The organism is Polaribacter porphyrae (assembly GCF_002954685.1).
Taxonomy (GTDB): domain Bacteria; phylum Bacteroidota; class Bacteroidia; order Flavobacteriales; family Flavobacteriaceae; genus Polaribacter; species Polaribacter porphyrae.
The window spans coordinates 1272682-1295266 of sequence record NZ_MSCN01000001.1 but is presented as its reverse complement, the minus strand read 5'-3'; the positions used below and the strand labels follow the sequence as shown (position 1 = coordinate 1295266).

The following is a 22585-nucleotide window of genomic DNA, read 5'->3' as shown; positions in this document are numbered from 1 at the left end:
ATATTTTGTTAAATAATAACTGTAAATTTGATTTGTTTTAACAATAAATTCACATTCCACATAGTAAATATAAGTAGTGTGGAGTTATTTCCAAGGTTTCGAAACTCACGAAAACGGTTTCGTGTTGACAACTTTTTTAAACAAATAATCATTAAATTAGCAAATAATAACATCTATTTTTTCTTTTTCGATAAATAATGAAGCAAAAAATTACCATAAAGACAATTGCAAAAGAGTTGGGAGTTTCAACATCTACAGTTTCAAAAGCTTTAAAGGATAGTCATGAAATTAGTGCAGAAACTAAAGAAAGGATACAAGCTTATGCAAATTACTATAATTACAAACCCAATCATTTAGCACTACAGTTACGTAATCAAAAGACAAAGGTTATAGGAGTTATCTTACCTAAAATAGTGCATCATTTTTTCTCAACTGTCATTATGGGTATTGAAGAGGGGGCAAACCTTAAAGGGTATAATATTATGGTATGTTTCTCTAATGAATCTTACAAAAAAGAAGTAGAGACTCTAAAAGTATTGTCTAATGGTAGTGTAGACGGAATTATTGTTTCAATAGCCAGTGAAACTCTTGAAAATAAAGACTTTAAACACTTTAAGGAATTGGTTTCTGAAGAGATTCCTTTGGTTCTTTTTGATAGGGTAGTAGAAGATATTTTATGTGATAAAGTAGTTGTTGATGATGTTGGTGCTGGCTATAAAGCAACAAAGCACTTATTAGAGAATGGAAGAGAAAAGATAGCATTAATTACTACACCAAATCATGTTAATGTAGGAGCTTTAAGAAGGCAAGGTTATGAAAAAGCTTTGATAGAATCTTATATTAAAACTAATAAAAATATTATTGTTGAAATCGATGAAGAGAAAGATATTAAGTTACAAATAGAAAAAGTTTTTGATTATGGTATAGATGGAATTTTTGCAGTAAACGAAATATATGCAGCAAATGCAATGAAACTAGCTAAAGAGAAAGGAAATAAAGTGCCTGAAGACATTTCAGTAATTGGCTTTACAGATGGTCTGATATCAGAATATTCTTCTCCATCTATTACTACCATTGCTCAACATGGTTTTATTATGGGGAAACAAGCAGTTGAATTATTAATAGAAAGAATTGATAAAGAAGCTGAAGTTTATAAACCAAAAAAAATCGTTATTTCAAGTGATTTAAAACTACGAGAATCTACGAAACCGTCGTCGTAAAAATTTACAGCTTACGAAACCGTCGTCGTAATTTTTAGTGTCATTTTTTATGAACTTCATAAAAAAAATATATATTTGTTATCATATTAAAGATTTATCAATAGATTTCATTCCACACTATTAATAATTGATAAGTCGAAACACTTATCGTAATATTCATTCTATAATATTCGATAATGGAAAAGCGTAAATTAAGCTTCTGGCAAATCTGGAATATGAGTTTCGGATTTCTGGGTATTCAAATGGGTTTTGCACTACAAAATGCAAACGCAAGTAGAATTTTACAAATTTTTGGGGCAGATGTTCACGAACTCTCTTGGTTTTGGATTATAGCACCTCTAATGGGATTAATTGTTCAACCCATAATTGGTTATTATAGTGATAAAACTTGGGGTAGATTTGGCAGAAGAAAGCCATATTTTTTAGTAGGTACAATTTTAGCTTCTATTGGTTTAGTTTTAATGCCACAAGCAGATATATTTATTTCATTTCTTCCAGCACTTTGGGTAGGAGCAGGTTTTTTAATGATTATGGACGCTTCTTTTAATATTGCAATGGAGCCTTTTAGAGCTTTAGTTGGCGATAATTTAAGAACCGATCAAAGAACAGCAGGTTTTAGTATTCAAACTGCACTAATTGGTTTTGGTGCTGTAATTGGTTCTTGGCTTCCTTATGCATTAACAAACTGGTTTGGTGTTTCTAATGAAACTTCTTCAGGTATTGTTCCTTCAAATTTATTATGGTCTTTTATTATAGGGGCAATTATTCTAATTATTTCAATTTTAGTTACAGTTGCTACAACAAAAGAGTATTCTCCAGAAGAATTGGCAAGTTTTGATAATGATTCTGTAGAAACAGAAGAAGAGAAAGAAAGTGCTAGTTTGATGGATATTTTTGAAGATTTCAAAAAAATGCCAACTACAATGCGTCAATTAAGTTGGGTACAATTCTTTTCTTGGTTTGGTCTTTTCGGAATGTGGGTATTTGCTACACCAGCAATTGCACAGCATATCTATAGCTTGGATCATACAGATAGTTCTAGTACAATTTACCAAAATGCAGGAGATTGGGTTGGAATCCTTTTTGGGATTTATAATTTGGTATCCGCTTTTTATGCATTTGCTTTGCCATACATCGCAAAGAAAATTGGAAGAAAAAGAACACACGCTATTTCTTTAATTATTGGAGGTTTAGGACTTTTATCAATTTACGTTATGCCAAACGAAAATTGGTTAATTGTATCTATGGTAGGTGTTGGAATTGCTTGGGCAAGTATTTTAGCAATGCCTTATGCAATTTTAGCAGGTTCTATTTCTGCAAAAAAAATGGGTGTTTATATGGGGATTTTTAATTTCTTCATTGTAATTCCGCAAATCATTAATGCTTTAATAGGTGGACCATTAGTAAAATACGCTTATAACAACGAAGCAATATTTGCTTTAATGATAAGTGGATTAAGTTTTTTAATTGCTGCAGCTTTAGTCTACAAAGTAAAAGATGTAGATGATGTAGTAAAAACAGTTTAAAATTAAATGAAAAAAGGATTTATTTTCGATTTGGATGGTGTTATAGTTGACACTGCCAAATATCATTATTTAGCTTGGAAAAAGTTAGCCAACGAATTAGGTTTCGAATTTACCACAGCACAAAATGAATTGTTTAAAGGTGTTAGTAGAAAACGATGTTTAGATATTCTATTAAATGACATTGGAAAAATAGACTATACTCAAGAACAATTTGACACTTGGATGATTGAGAAAAACCTCGATTATTTAGCGTTTATAAAAAATATGGATGCATCAGAAATTCTTCCAGATGTTCCTAAAATATTAGAATTTTTAAAAGAAGAATCTATTCCAATAGCTTTAGGATCAGCGAGTAAAAATGCACAGCCTATTTTAGAAAAAGTAGGTTTGTTGCATTATTTCGATACAATTGTTGATGGAAATAACGTAACAAAAGCAAAACCAGACCCAGAAGTGTTTCTGTTAGCAGCAAAACAATTGGGCGTTAACGCAGACAATTGTATAGTTTTTGAAGATGCTGTTGCTGGTATACAAGCAGCAAATGCAGCACAAATGACGAGTATTGGTATTGGTAATAAAAATGTACTCAATGAATCGCAATTCAATTTTACAGATTTTACGCAGATTAGTACCGATTTTATTAAAAATTTAATAGAAAACTAAAATGAATCAAGATTATATCATACCAAATGCTTGGTCAATCCTTGAAGAAGGTTTTGATGCAACTATGGTTAAATCTTCAGAAAGCCTGTTCAGTATTGGTAATGGAGCCATGGGACAAAGAGCAAATTTTGAAGAAAAATATACAGGAGATACTTTTCAAGGAAGTTACATAGCAGGTGTTTATTATCCAGATAAAACACGTGTTGGATGGTGGAAAAACGGCTATCCAGAATATTTTGCAAAAGTATTAAATGCACCAAATTGGATTGGAATTAACGTTCTAATCAATAAAGAAGAATTAGATTTAAATGCTTGTAAAACAGTGTCTAATTTCAGAAGAGAACTCAATATGAAAGAAGGTTGGTTATCTCGAAGTTTTGTTGCAGAACTTCAAAACGGAATAGAAATAAAAGTAGAGAGTAAACGATTTTTAAGTTTAGAATTAGATGAGGTTGGTGCTATAAAATATAGTGTTACACCATTAAATTCAGATGCAAAAATCATCTTTTCACCTTATATTGATGCAGGAATTACCAATGAAGATACCAATTGGGCTGATCAATTTTGGGATGTTTTAAAAGTTTCGCAAAATAATCAGCAATCATTTGTAGAAGCACGCACAATGAAAACCAATTTTCATACCTGTACATTTATGCAATCGAGGCTTTTTGTTGATAATGAAGAGGTTTTAACAGATTGTAATAACAAAAAGACAGATAAAACAGCAACTTGCTCATATCAACAAGAAATCAATCAAAATCAAACCTATACCATCCACAAATTTGGAGGTTATGTAGTAGATAGAAACCGAGATAAAAATGAATTGGTAGCTGCTGCAAAATGTATTTTAGACAAGGCAGTAAGTTTTGGATTTGATGCTTTATTAGAGATTCAGAAACAGTCTTGGGCTAAAATCTGGAAAATGTCAGACATCACAATTGAGGGTGATGTAAAAGCACAACAAGGAATTCGTTTTAATATTTTTCAATTAAATCAAACGTATTTAGGTACTGATGCTAGTTTAAACATTGGGCCAAAAGGTTTTACAGGAGAAAAATATGGAGGAAGCACCTATTGGGATACAGAAGCCTATTGTATACCATTTTATATGGCAACTAAAGACCAATCTGTAGCAAGAACTTTGTTAGAATACAGATATAAACATTTGGATAAAGCCATAGAAAATGCTGAAAAATTAGGTTTTACAAATGGTGCTGCATTGTATCCAATGGTTACCATGAATGGGGAAGAATGCCATAATGAATGGGAAATCACTTTTGAAGAAATTCATAGAAATGGAGCAATTGCATTTGCCATTTACAATTATCACAGGTTTACAGAAGACTATTCATACATTCCAGAAAAAGGATTAGAAGTTTTAATCGGAATTGCACGTTTTTGGCATCAAAGAGTTAATTTTTCTACGGATAAAAACAAATATGTGATGTTAGGTGTAACAGGACCTAATGAATACGAAAATAATATCAACAATAATTGGTATACAAATTACATTGCAAAATGGTGTATTGAGTATGCTTTAGAAAATATTGAAACTGTAAAATTGGATCATATTTCTGATTTCATCAGAATTAAAGAAAAAACTAATTTTAATGATGACGAATTAAAGTCTTGGAAAAATGTAGCTGACAATATGTATTTTCCATTTTCAGAAAAACACAATGTTTTCTTACAGCAAGATGGCTTTTTAGACAAAGAATTAATTACAGTTGCAGATTTAGATCAAAGTCAAAGACCAATCAACCAAAAATGGAGTTGGGATAGAATTTTACGTTCTCCATACATCAAACAAGCAGATACTTTGCAAGGTTTTTACATGTTCGAAGATCATTTTACGAATGAAGAATTAGAACGTCATTTCGATTTTTACGAACCGTTTACAGTACACGAAAGTTCACTTTCTCCTTGTGTGCATAGCATTCAGGCTGCAAAATTAAATAGAATGGAGCAAGCCTATACATTCTATTTGCGTACTTCTCGTTTAGATTTAGACGATTATAATCACGAAGTGGAAGAAGGTTTACACATTACTTCTATGGCTGGAACTTGGATGAGTATTGTTGAAGGTTTTGGAGGAATGAGAATCATTAATAATATGCTTTCGTTTACACCTAGAATTCCTAAAGGATGGAAATCGTACTCTTTTAAAGTGAATTTTAGAAACCAAGTAATTACTGTAAATGTTTCTCAAAATGGAAATAATTTTGAATTAGAAGGCAAAGAAGAGGTAAAGATTTTAGTAAATGGAGAACTTGTAAATGTATCTCCAAATAATTTAGTAACTGCATAAAAGTATTAAAATGAAACTACACAGAAGCATTATTTTTTCTTTTGTAATTATATTTTTTTTCTCATGCAATCAGAAGGAAAATCTAAAAAATGCTTCTGCAGTTTCTATTTCCAATGCTAAACTTCCAATCGTAGAACCACCAAATTGGTGGATAGGAATGGAGAATAATAATGTACAATTGTTAATTCATCATCCTAATATTTCTGAATACAAACCAGAAATAAATTACAATGGTGTTTCTATAAAAAAGACAACGCCAACATCAAAAAGTAATAATTACTTATTTATTGATTTAGAAATTTCTAAAACTACTAAAGCAGGTAAATTTGATATCATTTTAAAGAAAGAAAATACTGACGATTTTATACATACTTACGAGTTAAAATCAAGAGAAAAATCGGCCAAAGATTACAAAGGTTTTGACAGTTCTGATGCCATTTATTTAATTACTCCAGATCGATTTACAAATGCTGATGAATCTAATGATATCAACAAAAATTTAAAAGAAACCACAATTGATAGAACTGATGGTTATCAAAGACATGGAGGAGATTTACAAGGAATTATAAATGGTGTAGATTATATTTCAGATTTAGGATTTACAACTATTTGGCCAACTCCAGTTTTAACTAATGATATGCCAAAAGGTTCGTATCATGGTTATGCAATTACAGATTATTATCAAGTAGATCCACGTTTTGGAACTATGGATGATTATAAAAATTTAGCTGATAAATTGCGCCAAAAAGGAATGAAACTCATTATGGATCAAGTAGCAAATCATTGTGGATTAGAACATTGGTGGATGAAAGATTTGCCTTTTGATGATTGGGTAAATAATCAAAAAAACTATGAGGATAATATTGATAATTGGACTTACAAAACCAACATTGGTTCTAATCATAGAAGAACTACAAATCAAGATACATACGCAGCAAAAGTAGATAGAAAAGGAAATAACGAAGGCTGGTTTGTAGCTGGAATGCCAGATTTGAATCAACGTAATCCATTTATGGCAACTTACATCATTCAAAATTCAATTTGGTGGATTGAAACGTTAGGTTTAGGTGGTATTCGTCAAGATACATATCCATATCCAGACAAACAATTTATGAGTAATTGGGCAGGAGCAATTATGAACGAATATCCTAATTTTTCTATTGTTGGCGAAGAATGGAGCTACAATCCTTTGTTGGTTGGTTATTGGCAAACAGGAGCTAATAATAAAGATGGTTATGAGTCCAACTTAAAATCTACAATGGATTTCCCAATGCAAAAAAGTATCATTGAAGGTATTAATGAAGAGGAGACTTGGGGAACAGGTTTAGTAAAAATCTACGAAGGTTTAGCGAATGATTTTCATTACGCAACTCCTAAAGATATTATGGTTTTTTTAGACAATCATGATGAAGGTAGAATGTTTACTGCTCTAAATGAAGATGCTACAAAATCAAAAATGGCTTTAGGTTATATGTTGATGTTGCCAAGAATTCCTCAAATTTATTATGGAACCGAAATTTTGATGGATGATACTGCTAATCATGGAGATCATGGGTTGATTAGAACTGATTTTCCTGGAGGATGGAAAGGAGATAAAACCAATGCATTTACAAGAAAAGGGTTATCAAAAGACCAAAAAGAAATGCAATCTTTTGTAAAAAGGGTTTTAAATTATAGAAAAAATAGTAAGGCAATTCAAGAAGGAAAAACCATCCATTTTGCTCCATTTATGGGTACTTATTTCTTATTTAGAGTTAAAGATGATGAAACTGTTGTACACATCATTAATAAAAATGACAAACCAATTAGTATCGATCTAAAACGTTATGCGGAAGTTGATTTAAGAGGAAAAACTTTAAAAAACATTATAACTGGAGAAGATTTTGTTTGGGGAGATGATTTTAATTTTACTGAAAAAGGAAGCATCATTTTAACAACAAAAAAATAAATTTAAAAAGAGTGTCAGTTCGAGTGATTTCGATTTTTCATCGAAATTGTATTGAGAACATTTTAAACTTATTAATATGAAAAACTTAATCTTTTTACTTTCCATACTCTTCACATTTTCGTGTAACTCTCAAAAAAAACAATCGAAAAAAGAAGAAAATAAGTTTACCAACATCACATCAAAAGTGTTAGAAGATGCAGTTTTAGCAGGTGGAAAATTAATTAGAGTAACTGCTTTTCCATCAAAAAATATTACACCTAGACCAATAGATGTTTGGTTGCCAGAAAACTATTCATCAGCAAAAAAGTATGCAGTTTTATATATGCACGATGGTCAAAATTTATTTGATGCAACTACAACTTGGAACAAACAAGAATGGAGGATAGACGAAGTTGCAACCAAATTAATGAAAGAAGGTACTGTAAAAGATTTTATTGTTGTTGGCATTCATAATATCCCAAAAATTCGTTGGTTAGATTTATTCCCAGAAAAAGCGATGCAACATTTATCTGAAGAAGAAATAAGTGAAGCACAGAGCATTTCTAAAACTAAAGTAGCTTTAAAAGACTTTAAAGGAGATGAATATTTACAGTTTTTAGTTGAAGAATTAAAACCATACATAGATAAAACGTATTCAGTTTACACGAATAAAGAAAATACATTTGTGATGGGTTCATCAATGGGAGGTTTAATGAGTATGTATGCAATTTCAGAATATCCAACTCTTTTTCAAGGAGCAGCTTGCCTTTCTACACATTGGGTTGGTGCAATGCCAAGAGAAAATAATCCTTTTCCTAAAGCAATTTTTAAATATGTTTCAGAAAATGTGCCAGATGCAAATTCTCATAAAATCTATTTTGATTATGGTGACAAAACTTTAGACCAGTTTTATCCACAATATGCTTCTAAAGTTGATTCTATTTACTCAAGTAATGGGTATTCAGCCAAAAATTTTAAAAATCTATTTTTTGAAGGAACCAATCATTCAGAAAATGCTTGGCAAAAAAGAGTTCATATTCCATTGACTTTTTTATTAAAAAAATAGCTCTAAAACTAATAAAATATTTATCCAATAATGAGAAAATTCCTCAATATACTTTGTATAATTTTTAGTTTTAATTGTTTCAGTCAAGTTACAATTATTGTAAAAGAGATTCCAAAAGATACACCAAAAGGAGCTTCAATTTACGTCTCTGGAGATTTTGAAGGTTGGACAGGAGGTAATGAAAAATATACTTTAAAGCGAGAAAACAATGTTTATTCGATTACGCTTCCTAAAAAAGACGTAAGTGTTTTATTCAAATTTACGTTAGGTTCTTGGAAAACTGCTGAATCTAATAAAGTAGGAGAAAGTTTAGACAATAGGTCTTACACTTTTACATCGAAACACGATACTGTTTATTATAAAATTCAAGGTTGGAGTCATCTATTTGATGCAAAAAAGATGCCTACAATATCTAAAAATGTTTCTATTCTTGATGAAGAATTTTACATTCCTCAATTAAAAAGGAAGCGAAAAATTTGGATGTATCTTCCTCCAGATTATGAAGTTTCTGGAGAATCATATCCAGTTGTGTATATGCACGATGCTCAAAATATTTTTGATGAAACTACTTCATATTCAGGGGAATGGAATGTAGATGAAACTTTAGATAAATTATTTAAAGAGAAAAATTTAAAATTGATTGTTGTTGGTATTGACAATGGAGGAGACCAACGTTTGGATGAATATTCGCCTTGGAAAAACGAAAAATATGGAGGTGGAGAAGGAGATGCTTATGTAGATTTTATCAGCAATACTTTAAAACCTTATGTCGATAACAAGTATAGAACATTAAAAAGTAAAGCAAACACAGGAATTATTGGAAGTTCTATGGGCGGTTTAATTTCCTATTATGCTGCATTAAAGTACCCAAATATTTTCGGTAAAGTTGGTGTGTATTCACCTTCATTTTGGTTTTCGCCAAAAGTAAAAGAGTTCACAAAAAATCACGGTAATGTAAAAAATACAAAAATGTATTTTTTAGTAGGCGATAAAGAAGGTGTAAAACCTAGCTCTAATCAAAAAAGTAAAATGGTTTCTGATATGGAAACTACAATTGCTGTTTTAAAAAATCTGAATTTTCTATCAGAAAATATCAAATCTAAAATTGTCCCAGAAGGAAAACATAATGAAGAACTCTGGAGAACAAATTTCGAAGAAACCATTTTATGGCTTTTTAAAGAAACTATTAAAGCTAGAAGGTTTGTTGATGCAAAATTCGATAACAATGTTTTAAATATTGATGTTTCAGATGGGATTTATAAAATCCATTTTTATGATGCCAAAATTGTAGAAACTACATTTATCCCTAAAAATGAAAAAGAAATTCAAGGTTCACACGCAGTTGTGTTATCAGAAAAATATAATGATGTTGAGTTTGATGAAAATGAAACCAAAATCAATTTTTCATCAAATCAAGTTGCAGTAAAAATCACGAAAAAACCATTCAATATTTCTTATTGGCAAAATGGAATTAAATTAACTTCAGAAAAAAACGGCTATCAAAAAACAAATGATTTTGAAACCATAACCTTAAGTTTAACCAGTGATGAGGTTTTGTATGGAACAGGTGCAAGAGCATTGGGAATGAACAGAAGAGGAAATCGTCTACGACTTTATAATAGAGCACATTATGGCTATGAAACTACTTCAAAATTGATGAATTTCACGATTCCTTTAGTAGTTTCCTCAAAAAAATATATGGTGCATTTTGATAATCCTGCTATTGGATATTTGGATTTGGATTCTAAAAAAGAGAATTCGCTTACTTATGAAACGATTTCAGGTAGAAAAACTTATCAAATTATTGCAGGAGATTCTTGGGAAGATTTAATTGACAATTATACCAATTTAACAGGAAAACAGCCTTTACCTCCAAGATGGGTTTTAGGTAATTTTTCAAGTAGATTTGGGTATCATTCACAGAAAGAAACAGAAGAAACGATTGCTAAATTCAAGGTAGAAAAAATTCCTGTAGATGGCGTTATTTTAGATTTATACTGGTTTGGAAAAGGGATGAAAGGAACAATGGGAAACCTAGAAGTGTATAAAGATTCTTTTCCTGATATGCAGCAAATGGTTTCTAATTTAAAAAATAAAGGCGTAAAAACCGTTTTAATAACAGAACCATTTATAGTTGATAAATCCAAAAAATGGCAAGAAGCCAATCAAAAAGAGGTTTTAGCAAAAGACACACTTGGTAATTCAGCAAAATACAATTTCTATTTTGGAAATACTAGTATTGTAGATATTTACAAAAAAGAAGGCAGAAACTGGTTTTGGAATATTTACAAAGGCATTTTGGATTTGGGTGTAAAAGGTTTGTGGGGCGATTTAGGCGAACCAGAAGTATTGCCTTCTTGGGTTAGTTTTGGCAAGAATCAAAAATTTAAAGCAGATGAAATTCATAATATTTACGGTCACGATTGGGCAAGATTAATTTTTGAAGGTTACAAAAAAGATTTTCCAAACGAAAGACCATTTATTTTAATGCGAGCAGGATCTTCTGGTTCGCAACGTTTTGGAATGATTCCTTGGTCAGGTGATGTAAACAGAACTTGGGGAGGTTTACAATCTCAACCAGAAATTTCTTTGCAAATGGGAATGCAAGGTTTAGCATATATGCATTCTGATTTAGGTGGTTTTGCAGGTGCAAATTTAAATGATAATTTATACACAAGATGGTTGCAATATGGTGTTTTTCAACCAATTTACAGACCTCACGCACAAGAAGATGTACCAAGTGAACCTGTTTTTAGAAGTGATTTTGCAAAAAAATATGCAAAAAATGCAATTGAATTACGCTACAAGTTATTGCCTTATAATTACAATTTAGCTTTTGAAAACAATCAAAAAGGATTGCCTTTAATGCGTCCTATTTTCTTTGAAGAAGATGACAAAAAATTGATGGAGAATTCATCAACATATTTATGGGGAAAAGATTTTTTAATCACACCAATTTTAAAAGATTCTGTAAAAATAAAAGAAATTTATTTTCCTAAAACTGCAAATTGGTTCAATTTCTATTTTGATGGTGATAAGGTTGAAGGAGGACAAACAAAATCTGTAAAAGTGAAACAAAAAGCCATACCAACTTATGTAAGAGGTGGTGCTTTTATTTTGATGTCAGAATTGGTACAAACCACAGATAATTATAATGCAGATCAATTAGAATTGCATTATTATTTTGACAAAAAAGAAACATCAGAAAGAACCTTTTATAATGATAATGGAGTTACTGCAAATTCCTTTGAAAAAGGAAAATTTGAAATCATGGAATTTGAAGCAGAATTTTCAAAAAAATTTTTAGAAATTGATTTTGAAGCGGAACTAGGTAAAAACTGGAAAAGCCAAGAAAAAAATATAAAATTGATTGTGCATAATATCAATTGGAAACCAAAAAAAGTGAGAGTTAATGGAAGAAAAAGGCAAATTTTATCAAAAGAAAATCGATTAGAAATTCCTTTAAAATGGAATCCTGAAAAAGAATTGAAAATTAAAATATCACTAAAATAAATATAATATGAACAAGCAAAATAACTTTTTAATAGCGTTAATAGCTTTGGTTTTATGGAGTTGTTCTAAAGAGAAAGTATCAGAAAAGAAGATGGAGATTAGTACTATTGATAACAAAAAGCTTGTTGTTTATCAGGTTTTTACACGTTTATTTGGCAACACAAATACAACCAATAAACCTTGGGGAACTTTAGAAGAAAATGGAGTAGGGAAGTTCAATGATTTTACTGATAAAGCCTTGTCAGAAATCAAAGATTTAGGAGTTACTCATATTTGGTATACAGGAGTTCCTCACCATAATGTAATTCGAGATTATACAAAATATGGTATTTCTAATGATGATCCAGATGTTGTAAAGGGTAGAGCAGGATCACCTTATGCAGTTAAAGATTATTACAATGTAAATCCTGATTTGGCTGTAAATGTTGAAAATCGCTTACAAGAATTTGAAGCACTAATTGAACGTTCTCATAAAGCTGATTTAAAAGTGATTATTGATATTGTTCCAAATCACGTAGCTCGTAATTACCAAAGTTTAACCAATCCAAAAGGTACAAAAGATTTTGGTGCAGATGATGATAAAACTGTGGCTTACAATGTTAATAATAACTTTTATTATGTACCAAACACATCATTTGAAGTGCCAGAATTCTTAAATGGATACAAACCTTTAGGAGGAGAAAGTCATCCACTTTCTGATGGTAATTTTGATGAAAATCCTGCAAAATGGACAGGTAATGGTTCACGTTCTCCAAAACCTAGTTTTTATGATTGGTACGAAACTGTAAAAGTAAACTATGGAATTTCTCCTGATGGGAAAAAAGATTTTGATGAATTGCCAGCAGGTTTTGAAAATGAAGATTACAAAAAACATTTTAATTTTTGGAAAGATAAAACCGTACCAAATTCTTGGATAAAATTCAGAGATATTGCTTTGTATTGGATAGCAAAAGGAGTAGATGGTTTTAGATATGATATGGCAGAAATGGTGCCTGTAGAGTTTTGGAGTTATATGAATTCAGCCATAAAAATGGAAAATTCAGATGCTTTTTTATTGGCAGAAGTGTACAATCCAAAGGAATATAGAAATTATATTAAATTGGGTAAAATGGATTATTTATATGACAAAGTTCAATTGTATGATACCATTAAAAATGTAATGCAAGGAAAAGGGTTAACAGATCATATTCCACCAATTCAAGAAGATTTAAAAGATATAGAAGATCATATGTTGCATTTTCTTGAAAATCACGATGAGCAAAGAATTGCAAGTCCAGAATTTGCAGGAAATGCCTTGAAAGGAAAACCAGCAATGGTAGTTTCTGCAACCATTTCAACAGCACCAACAATGGTTTATTTTGGTCAGGAATTTGGTGAGGATGGTTCAGAAAAAGCAGGTTTTGGAAGTCCAAGTAGAACTTCAATTTTCGATTATGTTGGGGTGCCTTCTTTACAAAGATGGGTAAATGATAAGAGTTTTGATGGAGGACAATCTACCAAAGAAGAAGCTGATTTAAGAGATTTTTACAAGAGATTATTAAACTTTACCATTAATTCAGATGCTCTAATGGGTAAATATGCAGATATTCATCAATATAATCGAGAAAATACAGAATGGTATAATGAAAAAGTGTTGTCTTTCGTGCGTTATTCTGAAAATGAAAAGTTGATTGTCATTTCAAATTTTAATGCTGAAAACACCTATGGTTTTGAATTGGCTTTGCCAGAAAATATCACTCAAAAATGGAACTTAAAAGAGGGCAAATATCAGTTTAAAGATCAATTGTATAATGAATTTTCATCAACTTTAGTTGTAAAAGACAAGAAAGCAAAAATTAGAATTGATATTAAACCTTTACAATCGTTTATTCTTCAACTTCAATAAAAATGAAAAACCTTGTCTATTTTCTATTCTTGATTTTTATTTTGCAAAGTTGTAAAAATATAGAATCAAATTCAGCTAAAAAATCAGAAGTATCTGATGTTTATCAACCTGAAGAATATGTAAAAATAGCACATCCAGAATGGAGTAAAAACGCTGCCATTTATCAATTAAATACAAGACAATTTTCTGAAGAAGGCACCTTTAAAGCAGCTCAAAAACAATTGCCAAGATTAAAAGAATTAGGCATTGACATTATTTGGTTAATGCCAATTCATCCCATTGGAAATAAAAAGAGAAAAGGCAGTTTAGGAAGTCCATATTCTGTAAAAGATTATTATGGAGTAAATAAAGAATTTGGCTCATTGCAAGACTTGAAAAATTTTGTAAACGAAGCTCATAATCTGGGAATGTATGTAATTTTAGATTGGGTTGCCAATCATACTTCTTGGGATAATGATTTGGTTATCAATCATCCAGATTGGTATGATAAAGATTATAAAAACAATTTTCGTCCAACTCCTTGGTGGGATTGGTCTGATATTATCGATCTAAATTATAACAAGCCAGAAGTAAGACAATATATGACAGAAGCTTTAAAATATTGGGTAAATGAAGCCAATATTGACGGCTACAGATGTGATGTAGCTGGTTTTGTTCCTATAGAATTTTGGAATAATGTTCGTAAAGAATTGGATGCCCTAAAACCTGTTTTTATGCTAGCAGAATGGGAATCTAGAGACCTGCATGCCAAATCTTTTGATATGACGTATGCTTGGTCTTGGAACGAAGCTGTGCATAAAATTTGTAAAGGAAAAGCAGATGTAAACGCTTTGTATATTTATTATTCTTGGAACGAAAGTGCGTTTCCAGAAAATAGTATGCGAATGACTTTTGTAAGCAATCACGATAAAAATGCTTGGGAAGGCACAATGTATGAGCAATTTAAAGAAGGTTTAGAAGCTGCAATTGTACTTTCTGTTGTAGGCGAAGGAATGCCTTTAATGTACAATGGACAAGAAGCAGGAAATGCAAAAAGATTAGAATTTTTTGAGAAAGATGCTATAAAATGGCAAGATCATAAAATAGGGAAACTGTATAAAAATTTGTTTCAATTAATGAAAGAAAATACAGCTTTATGGCACGCAAAATGGGGGAGTACAATGATTAAAGTTCCTAATAATGTAGAAAGCAAAGTGTTTAGTTTTGTAAGACAGAATGAGAAAGACAAAGTTTTTGCAGTTTTTAATTTTTCTGAAGAATCAAAAGATATTAATTTTAAAGAATCTCTTTATACAGGAGATTATAAAGATTTTACAACTAAAGAAACTATAAGTTTAGATAATAATTTTAAATTAAAATTAGCTCCTTGGAGTTATAAAGTTTACATAAAATAAAACCATCATGAAAAAAATATTCGCAATCTGTTTTTTATTTGTTACTGTAATTTCTTGTCAAGAAAAAAAGGTAGATAAAATTGCTAAAAAAGAAACGAAAGATTTTGTTTGGGAAGGAGCAAACATTTATTTTTTACTAACTGATCGTTTTAACAATGGAGATAAAACTAATGATGTTAATTTTAATAGGACTAAAGAAACAGGAGTTTTAAGAGGTTTTGAAGGTGGTGATATTAAAGGAATCACAGAAAAAATTAAAGAAGGTTATTTTACAAATTTGGGAATTAATGCCATTTGGATGACGCCTATTGTAGAGCAAATTCATGATGCAACAGATGAAGGTACTGGAAACACTTATGGTTTTCATGGATATTGGGCAAAGGATTGGACAAAAATTGACCCAAATTTTGGAACGACAGCAGACTTAAAAGAATTGGTTTCAGTTGCGCATAAAAATGGAATTCGAGTATTGTTAGATGCAGTAATAAATCATACAGGTCCAGTCACAGAAAAAGATGCTGTTTGGCCAAATGAATGGGTAAGAACTCAACCTCAATGCAAATATTCTAACTATGAAAATACAATTAAATGTACTTTGGTAAAAAATTTACCAGATATTAGAACAGATAGTAACGAAAATGTAGAACTGCCTCCTCAATTGGTTGCAAAATGGAAATCAGAAGGTAGGTATGAACAAGAAATCAAAGAGTTAAATGCATTTTTCGAAAGAACAGGTCATCCAAGAGCACCACGTTTTTATATTATGAAATGGCTAACAGATTATATCACCGAATTTGGTATTGATGGTTACAGAGTAGATACAGTAAAGCATACAGAAGAGTATGTTTGGCAAGAGTTTAGAACAGAATGTGATTTTGCCTTTGAAGAGTATAAGAAAAATAACCCAGAAAAAGTTTTAGATAAAAACGATTTTTATTTAGTAGGAGAGGTGTATAATTATGCCATTTCTCATGGAAAATCTTTTGATTTTGGAGATAAAAAAGTAAATTATTTTGATAAAGCTTTTGATGCATTAATAAATTTTGAAATCAAGTGGAATGCAAAACAAATGAAAGAAGCTGATTTATTCAAAAAATATAATGAAGTTTTACAAGATAATTTTAACGGATTTAGTGTTCTAAATTACATGACTTCTCATGATGATGGACAACCATTTGATAAAGAAAGAAAGAAGCCATATAAGACTGCAACCATGCTGTTATTAACCCCAGGAACATCACAGGTTTATTATGGAGATGAATCTGCAAGAGACTTAACAATTAAAGGTGCTATTGGTGATGCAACTTTACGTTCTTTTATGAATTGGGATGCTTTAGAAAGTAATGATAATACAAAGGATATTTTAAATCATTGGCAAAAATTAGGACAGTTTAGAGCAAACCACATGTCTATTGGTGCAGGAAAACATAAAATGATTCCAAGTGAAAATGGTGTAGTTTTTTCAAGGAAATGGAAAAGTGATAAAATCATAGCAGGTATTAATCTACCAAAAGGAAAGAAGACAATAGAAACTTCATCAGTATTTAAAAACGGTGATAAATTAAAAGATTTTTATTCAAATCAAATAGTAGAAGTTAAAAATGGAAAAGTAACTGTTAACTCAAATTTTGATATTGTACTATTAGAGAAAATATAAGCTATGAAATCAATCAAATTTCTTTTTATTTTTACTTTAATAGGTTTCTTTTCCTCATGTGGTGTTGATTCTTCTAAAGTATTTTCACCAGATGAAAATACAAAAGTTCAGTTTTATTTAAATAATGAAGGTCGTTTTTTCTACATTGTAAATTACAAAGAAAAGGCTGTTATAGATACTTCTTTTGTGGGGTTTGAATTTACAAATGCTCCTGAATTAACAAAAGGTTTTATTGCAAAAGTTAAAAAACCAATAGAAGTTGAAGAGACTTGGCAAATGCCTTGGGGTGAGCAATTAGATGTAGAAAACAACTATAATGAAATTAAAATTAAGTTACAAGAAAGAGATGATTTACAACGTAAAGTAAATTTGGTTTTTCGAGTTTTTAATGATGGAGTTGGATTTAGATACGAATTTCCTGAACAAGAAAATTTAAAAGAAGTTTTAATAAAAGAAGAACATACAGAATTCAATTTAACAGAAGATTATAAAACCTTTTGGATTCCTGGAGACTGGGATATTTACGAACATTTGTATAGCACTACAAAATTCTCTGAAATTGATGCAAAATCCTACATACCAAAAACTAATTTAGCACAATCTTATATTCCAGAAAACGCGGTAAATACTCCTGTTACTTTAGTAAGTAAAAATGGAGTTCATTTAAGTTTTCATGAAGCAGCTTTGGTAGATTATGCAGGAATGACCTTAAAAGTAGACACTAAAAATTTATCTTTAAAAAGTAGTTTGGTAGGTTCTAGAAATACAGATTATAAAGTAAAAAGAACTTTACCATTTAAAACTCCATGGAGAACTATTCAGATTACAGACAATGCTCCAGATTTGATTGCTTCTAATTTAATTGTAAACTTAAACGAACCTAATAAATTGGGCGATGTTTCTTGGTTTACACCAATGAAATATACTGGAGTTTGGTGGGAGATGCATTTAGGAAAATCTTCTTGGGATTATGGTATGGAAATGATTGATGGAAAATGGACAGATACAGGAAAAGCCCATGGAAAACATGGAGCAACCACTGAAAATGTAAAACGATTTATTGATTTTTCTGCAAAAAATAATATTGGTGGAGTTCTAGTAGAAGGTTGGAATACAGGTTGGGAACGTTGGATTGGTTTCGAAGACAGAGAAGGCGTTTTCGATTTTGTAACTCCTTATCCAGATTATAATTTAGAGGAAGTTACAGCCTACGCAAAAGAAAAAGGAGTACAAATTATCATGCATCATGAAACATCTGCAGCTACACAAACATACGAAAAACAACAAGATACAGCCTATGCTTTGATGCAGAAATATGGAATACATGCTGTAAAATCTGGTTATGTTGGTAAAATTTTGCCAAAAGGAGAATATCATCATGGACAATACATGGTAAATCAATATAACAATGCAGCTATAAAAGCAGCCAAATATCAAGTTGCTGTAAATGCTCATGAGCCTATAAAAGCTACAGGTTTAAGAAGAACGTATCCAAATATTATTTCTAGAGAAGGTTTGCGTGGACAAGAATTTAATGCATGGTCTCAAGATGGAGGCAATCCTCCAGAACATTTATCAATAGTAGCTTTTACAAGAATGTTGGCAGGCCCTATAGATTTTACTCCAGGTATTTTTAACATCAAATTTGATGAATATAAAAAAGAAAATCAAGTAAATACAACATTAGCACATCAATTGGCTTTGTATGTGGTTATTTACAGTCCTGTACAAATGGCTGCAGATTTGGTAGAACATTATGAAGCAAATCCAAAACCTTTAGAGTTTATTAAAGATGTGGGTGTAGATTGGTCAGAAACCAAAGTTTTAAATGGTGAAATTGGTAATTTTGTAACTATTTCAAGAAAAGAGCGTAAAACAGAAAATTGGTTTTTAGGAAGTATTACTGATGAAAACGCTAGAGAAATAGAAGTTGATTTTAGTTTTTTGGATAAAGATCAAACATACCAAGCAAAAATTTATAAAGATGGGAAAAACGCACATTGGAATGACAACCCTTTAGATATAGATTTTGATACTATAAATGTTGATAAAAACACTAAATTAAAATTTAATTTAGCAGCTGGTGGAGGTTTGGCTATAAGTATAAAAAAGAAAAATTAGTCTTCTTTATTAACTTTATCGTATTGATTTATCATAAAATAAGCCCAGATAATTACGCATATTCCTACAAAAATAGAAAAGTAGAGAATTATATCATTTGCGCTCATTTTTTATAAGTTTTATGTAAATCATTATACCTAATAAAGTCGGGGGCCATAGACCTAAAAAAATTCCGTGTAATTTATCACCCACTAAAAATAAGTATTCAGCTACAAGTATTATTAATACACATAATAATAACATTAAAGTGTTAGCTATTCCTAACTTCTTCATCAAGTTCATCAAATCAATTAATATTATATTATAAATTTAGTCAATTATTTTTAAATCTTAAAATTATGTTAATATTATTTACGCTTTGCGTGATAAATAACACAGAAAACACTTCATTTTTAACCTAAATTACCTCTCGAAGTTTACATAAAATACCCAATGTTATATATATTTTGCTAAATTCGTATAAAAATGAAATAATTTATGCAAAAAAAAAATCTATTATTTCTTATAAATATATTTTTAATTGTTACTACAACTTTATCACAAGAAGTTCCTCCTATAAATATATTTTCTACTGAAGATTATGGAGCAGAAAATCAAAATTGGGGAGTTTCTCAAGCAAATAACAAGTTTATTTATGTAGCAAATAACGAAGGTTTATTAGAGTTTAATGGTGAGACTTGGGAGTTATATCCAACTCCAAATGAAACAATAATGCGTTCTGTTAAGTGTTTTAATGAAAGAATCTATACTGGTTTTTACATGGATTTTGGATTTTGGACAAAAAATGATTTTGGTCTTTTAGAATATACATCCATAGTAAAGAAAAATAAAATAGAAATGCTCGAGGATGAGCAAATTTGGGAAATTTCGGAGCTAGATGGTTGGATGATTTTTAAATCTTTACAAAGAATATACCTCTATAATTTAAAAACAAAACTATTAAAAGTAATAAATGCTACTAAAAGTATTACCAAACTATCTAAAGTAGAAAATACTATTTATTTTCAAGAGTTAGAAAAAGGAATTTTTATGATAGAAAATGGAAATCCTAAATTAATATCTGAAGATGATATTTTAAAGAATAATAAAGTTATAGATATTTTTCTTAAAGATAGTAAGTTATTTTTTTTAACTCAAAAAAAAGGTTTTTTCTATTTAGAAAATCAAAAAGTAAAAAGATGGAATATTGATGCAGATAGCATACTTTTTAATAAAACCATATATAGCTCTAAAAAGTTAAGAAACGGAAATATAGTATTGGGTACTATCTCTAATGGCTTTATTAAAATACATAAAAATGGAGAAATAATTTATCAAATTAATCAAGGTTTAGGCTTAAGTAATAATACTGTTTTATCCATTTTTGAGGATATAGATGACAATATTTGGTTGGGGCTAGATAATGGTATAAATACAATTAATCTTAAATCACCTTTTAAATTATTTGTAAAAAAAACGAACTTTTGGGGAACTATTTATGCGTCTAAAGTTTTTAATAATCACTTATATTTAGGTACAAATCAAGGTTTATATTATAAAAAAATAGATTCTGAAGGAGATTTTGAATTTATGGATAACACTCAAGGGCAAGTTTGGAATTTACAAGAAATAGATGAAACTTTATTTTGCAGCCATGATTCAGGGACCTTTATTATCACTAATAATAAAGCTAATTTAATTTGTGAGATAGAAGGAAACTGGAGCTTACAAAAGATAAATGAAAGCACCATTTTACAAGGCAACTATGATGGGTTATATGTATTAAAGAAGAGGAATAATAGTTGGTACTTAAGCCATAAAGTAGAAGGTTTTTCTAACTCAAGTAGGTACTTTTTATTAATTGGAGATAATAAAATTCTGGTAAATCACGAATATAAAGGTGTTTTTAAATTACAGCTAGATAAAGAATTAAAAAAAGTAATAAAACTTGAGAAAGATGAATCTGTAGAGAAAGGAATTCACTCAAGTTTAATTGAATATAATAATGAGCTATTATATTCATGTAAAAAAGGTATATATATATATAATAAAACCAAAGATTCTTTTGAAATTGATACTACCTATAGTAAATTGATGCCAGAAAATCATTTCTTATCTGCTAAACTTATTTTCGATAAAACATATAATAAGTTATGGTCTTTTACCAAAGATGATATACGTTACATAGCACCAGGTAAATTAAGTGATAAACCAGACTTAAACATAATCCCTATTAAAGGTTCAATTCACAAAGGAGCTTCTGGTTATGAAAATATTATCCACCTTAAAGATAGAAAGTACTTAATAGGTACTTCTAACGGATACTTAACTGTCAATTTAAACCTAATCAAAGAGCCAAGCGATTTTGAAGTTTCTATCAATAAAGTTTTAAGTAATGAATTAGACAATCAACAAAAGAGTGTAAACATTAAGAAAGAAATTACTTTCAAAGACAATGAAAATAATATAGAATTCTTTTATAGTGTTCCTAATTTTAATAAAGTATCTTCTGTAAAATACCAATACAAACTAGTAGGTTTAAATGAAAAATGGAGCAAAAAGTCTGATAAGAGTTCATTTTTATTTGAAAATTTATTACCAGGAGAATATCACTTCAAGGTAAGATCTTTTATTGATGGTAAGTATAGTACAAATATTGCTGAATGTACTTTTACTATTGGTAAACCATGGTATTTGTCTAATTTCTTAAAGTTTCTTTATTTAGCCCTAGCAGTAACAGTACTTATTTTTTTGCATTTAGCCTCAAGAAGATATTACAAAAAACAGAAACAAGATGTTTTAGAAAGAGCTCAAAAAGAACTAGAATTAAAAGAATTAGAGAATAAACAAAAGATAATAAAGCTAAATAATGATAAGTTAAGGAGTGATATAGAAAGTAAAAATAGAGAGTTAGCTACTTCTACAATGAGTATTATAAAAAAGAATGAATTTTTAAATACGATAAAAGCTGAATTGTTATCTAGAGGGAAAGAAAACATAGACAAGGTTATTAAGATAATTGATAAAAATTTAAACAATACTGATGACTGGAAATTGTTTCAAGAAGCCTTTAATAATGCAGATAAGAACTTTTTGAAAAAAATAAAAACCAAACATCCAGAGTTAACTCCAAATGATTTAAGATTATGCGCATATTTAAGATTAAATCTATCTTCTAAAGAAATAGCTCCTTTATTAAATATTTCTCCAAGAAGTGTAGAAGTTAAGCGTTATCGTTTAAGAAAAAAAATGAACCTTTCGCATAATGCAAACTTAACAAACTACATCATTGAAATATAAGCACTGCTCAACTCATAAAAACAACT

12 protein-coding genes are annotated in these 22585 nt (G+C 29.9%); all 12 read left to right on the top strand.

Annotation, left to right across the window (positions count from 1 at the left end):
• Positions 1–197: 197 nt before the first annotated feature.
• The 12 genes from BTO18_RS05790 (at position 198) to BTO18_RS05730 (ending at position 22559) form a co-directional block, all read left to right on the top strand.
• Positions 198–1220: a LacI family DNA-binding transcriptional regulator gene (locus BTO18_RS05790; protein WP_105015321.1), complete on the top strand. Its 1023-nt coding sequence runs from the start codon at positions 198–200 to the stop codon at positions 1218–1220.
• A 176-nt stretch (positions 1221–1396) separates the two neighbouring features.
• On the top strand, positions 1397–2746 hold the full coding sequence (locus BTO18_RS05785; protein ID WP_105015320.1) for an MFS transporter: 1350 nt from the start codon (positions 1397–1399) through the stop codon (positions 2744–2746).
• Between the two features lie 6 nt (positions 2747–2752).
• Positions 2753–3409 carry a beta-phosphoglucomutase gene (gene pgmB / locus BTO18_RS05780; protein WP_105015319.1) on the top strand — a complete coding sequence of 219 codons (657 nt, stop codon included), beginning with the start codon at positions 2753–2755 and terminating at the stop codon, positions 3407–3409.
• A 1-nt stretch (position 3410) separates the two neighbouring features.
• On the top strand, positions 3411–5717 hold the full coding sequence (locus tag BTO18_RS05775; RefSeq protein WP_105015318.1) for a glycoside hydrolase family 65 protein: 2307 nt from the start codon (positions 3411–3413) through the stop codon (positions 5715–5717).
• Positions 5718–5727: 10 nt separating this feature from the next.
• On the top strand, positions 5728–7665 hold the full coding sequence (locus BTO18_RS05770; protein WP_105015317.1) for a glycoside hydrolase family 13 protein: 1938 nt from the start codon (positions 5728–5730) through the stop codon (positions 7663–7665).
• Positions 7666–7741: 76 nt separating this feature from the next.
• Positions 7742–8710 carry an alpha/beta hydrolase gene (locus BTO18_RS05765; RefSeq protein WP_105015316.1) on the top strand — a complete coding sequence of 323 codons (969 nt, stop codon included), beginning with the start codon at positions 7742–7744 and terminating at the stop codon, positions 8708–8710.
• A gap of 30 nt (positions 8711–8740) precedes the next feature.
• A complete protein-coding gene (locus BTO18_RS05760) occupies positions 8741–12223 on the top strand; it encodes a TIM-barrel domain-containing protein (protein ID WP_105015315.1) in 3483 nt (1160 codons plus the stop codon).
• A gap of 91 nt (positions 12224–12314) precedes the next feature.
• Positions 12315–14108, top strand: coding sequence for an alpha-amylase family protein (locus BTO18_RS05755; protein ID WP_437438437.1), 1794 nt, complete (start codon positions 12315–12317; stop codon positions 14106–14108).
• Between the two features lie 2 nt (positions 14109–14110).
• The gene (locus tag BTO18_RS05750) at positions 14111–15502 is read left to right on the top strand and encodes an alpha-amylase family glycosyl hydrolase (RefSeq protein ID WP_105015313.1); all 1392 of its coding nucleotides are present in this window, start codon (positions 14111–14113) and stop codon (positions 15500–15502) included.
• Between the two features lie 7 nt (positions 15503–15509).
• On the top strand, positions 15510–17159 hold the full coding sequence (locus BTO18_RS05745) for an alpha-amylase family glycosyl hydrolase (RefSeq protein ID WP_105015312.1): 1650 nt from the start codon (positions 15510–15512) through the stop codon (positions 17157–17159).
• A gap of 3 nt (positions 17160–17162) precedes the next feature.
• On the top strand, positions 17163–19280 hold the full coding sequence (locus BTO18_RS05740; RefSeq protein ID WP_105015311.1) for a glycoside hydrolase family 97 protein: 2118 nt from the start codon (positions 17163–17165) through the stop codon (positions 19278–19280).
• A gap of 477 nt (positions 19281–19757) precedes the next feature.
• Entirely contained in the window at positions 19758–22559 is a 2802-nt protein-coding gene (locus tag BTO18_RS05730; RefSeq protein ID WP_105015309.1) for a helix-turn-helix and ligand-binding sensor domain-containing protein, read from the top strand.
• Positions 22560–22585 lie beyond the last annotated feature (26 nt).

Bases quoted from the DNA above. Each gene is read 5' to 3' on its own strand.
- BTO18_RS05765 (WP_105015316.1), top strand. From the start codon at position 7,742: ATGAAAAACTTAATCTTTTTACTTTCCATACTCTTCACATTTTCGTGT.
- BTO18_RS05770 (WP_105015317.1), top strand. From the start codon at position 5,728: ATGAAACTACACAGAAGCATTATTTTTTCTTTTGTAATTATATTTTTT.
- BTO18_RS05750 (WP_105015313.1), top strand. From the start codon at position 14,111: ATGAAAAACCTTGTCTATTTTCTATTCTTGATTTTTATTTTGCAAAGT.
- BTO18_RS05760 (WP_105015315.1), top strand. From the start codon at position 8,741: ATGAGAAAATTCCTCAATATACTTTGTATAATTTTTAGTTTTAATTGT.
- BTO18_RS05790 (WP_105015321.1), top strand. From the start codon at position 198: ATGAAGCAAAAAATTACCATAAAGACAATTGCAAAAGAGTTGGGAGTT.
- BTO18_RS05730 (WP_105015309.1), top strand. From the start codon at position 19,758: ATGCAAAAAAAAAATCTATTATTTCTTATAAATATATTTTTAATTGTT.
- BTO18_RS05745 (WP_105015312.1), top strand. From the start codon at position 15,510: ATGAAAAAAATATTCGCAATCTGTTTTTTATTTGTTACTGTAATTTCT.
- BTO18_RS05755 (WP_437438437.1), top strand. From the start codon at position 12,315: ATGGAGATTAGTACTATTGATAACAAAAAGCTTGTTGTTTATCAGGTT.
- BTO18_RS05775 (WP_105015318.1), top strand. From the start codon at position 3,411: ATGAATCAAGATTATATCATACCAAATGCTTGGTCAATCCTTGAAGAA.
- BTO18_RS05740 (WP_105015311.1), top strand. From the start codon at position 17,163: ATGAAATCAATCAAATTTCTTTTTATTTTTACTTTAATAGGTTTCTTT.
- pgmB (WP_105015319.1), top strand. From the start codon at position 2,753: ATGAAAAAAGGATTTATTTTCGATTTGGATGGTGTTATAGTTGACACT.
- BTO18_RS05785 (WP_105015320.1), top strand. From the start codon at position 1,397: ATGGAAAAGCGTAAATTAAGCTTCTGGCAAATCTGGAATATGAGTTTC.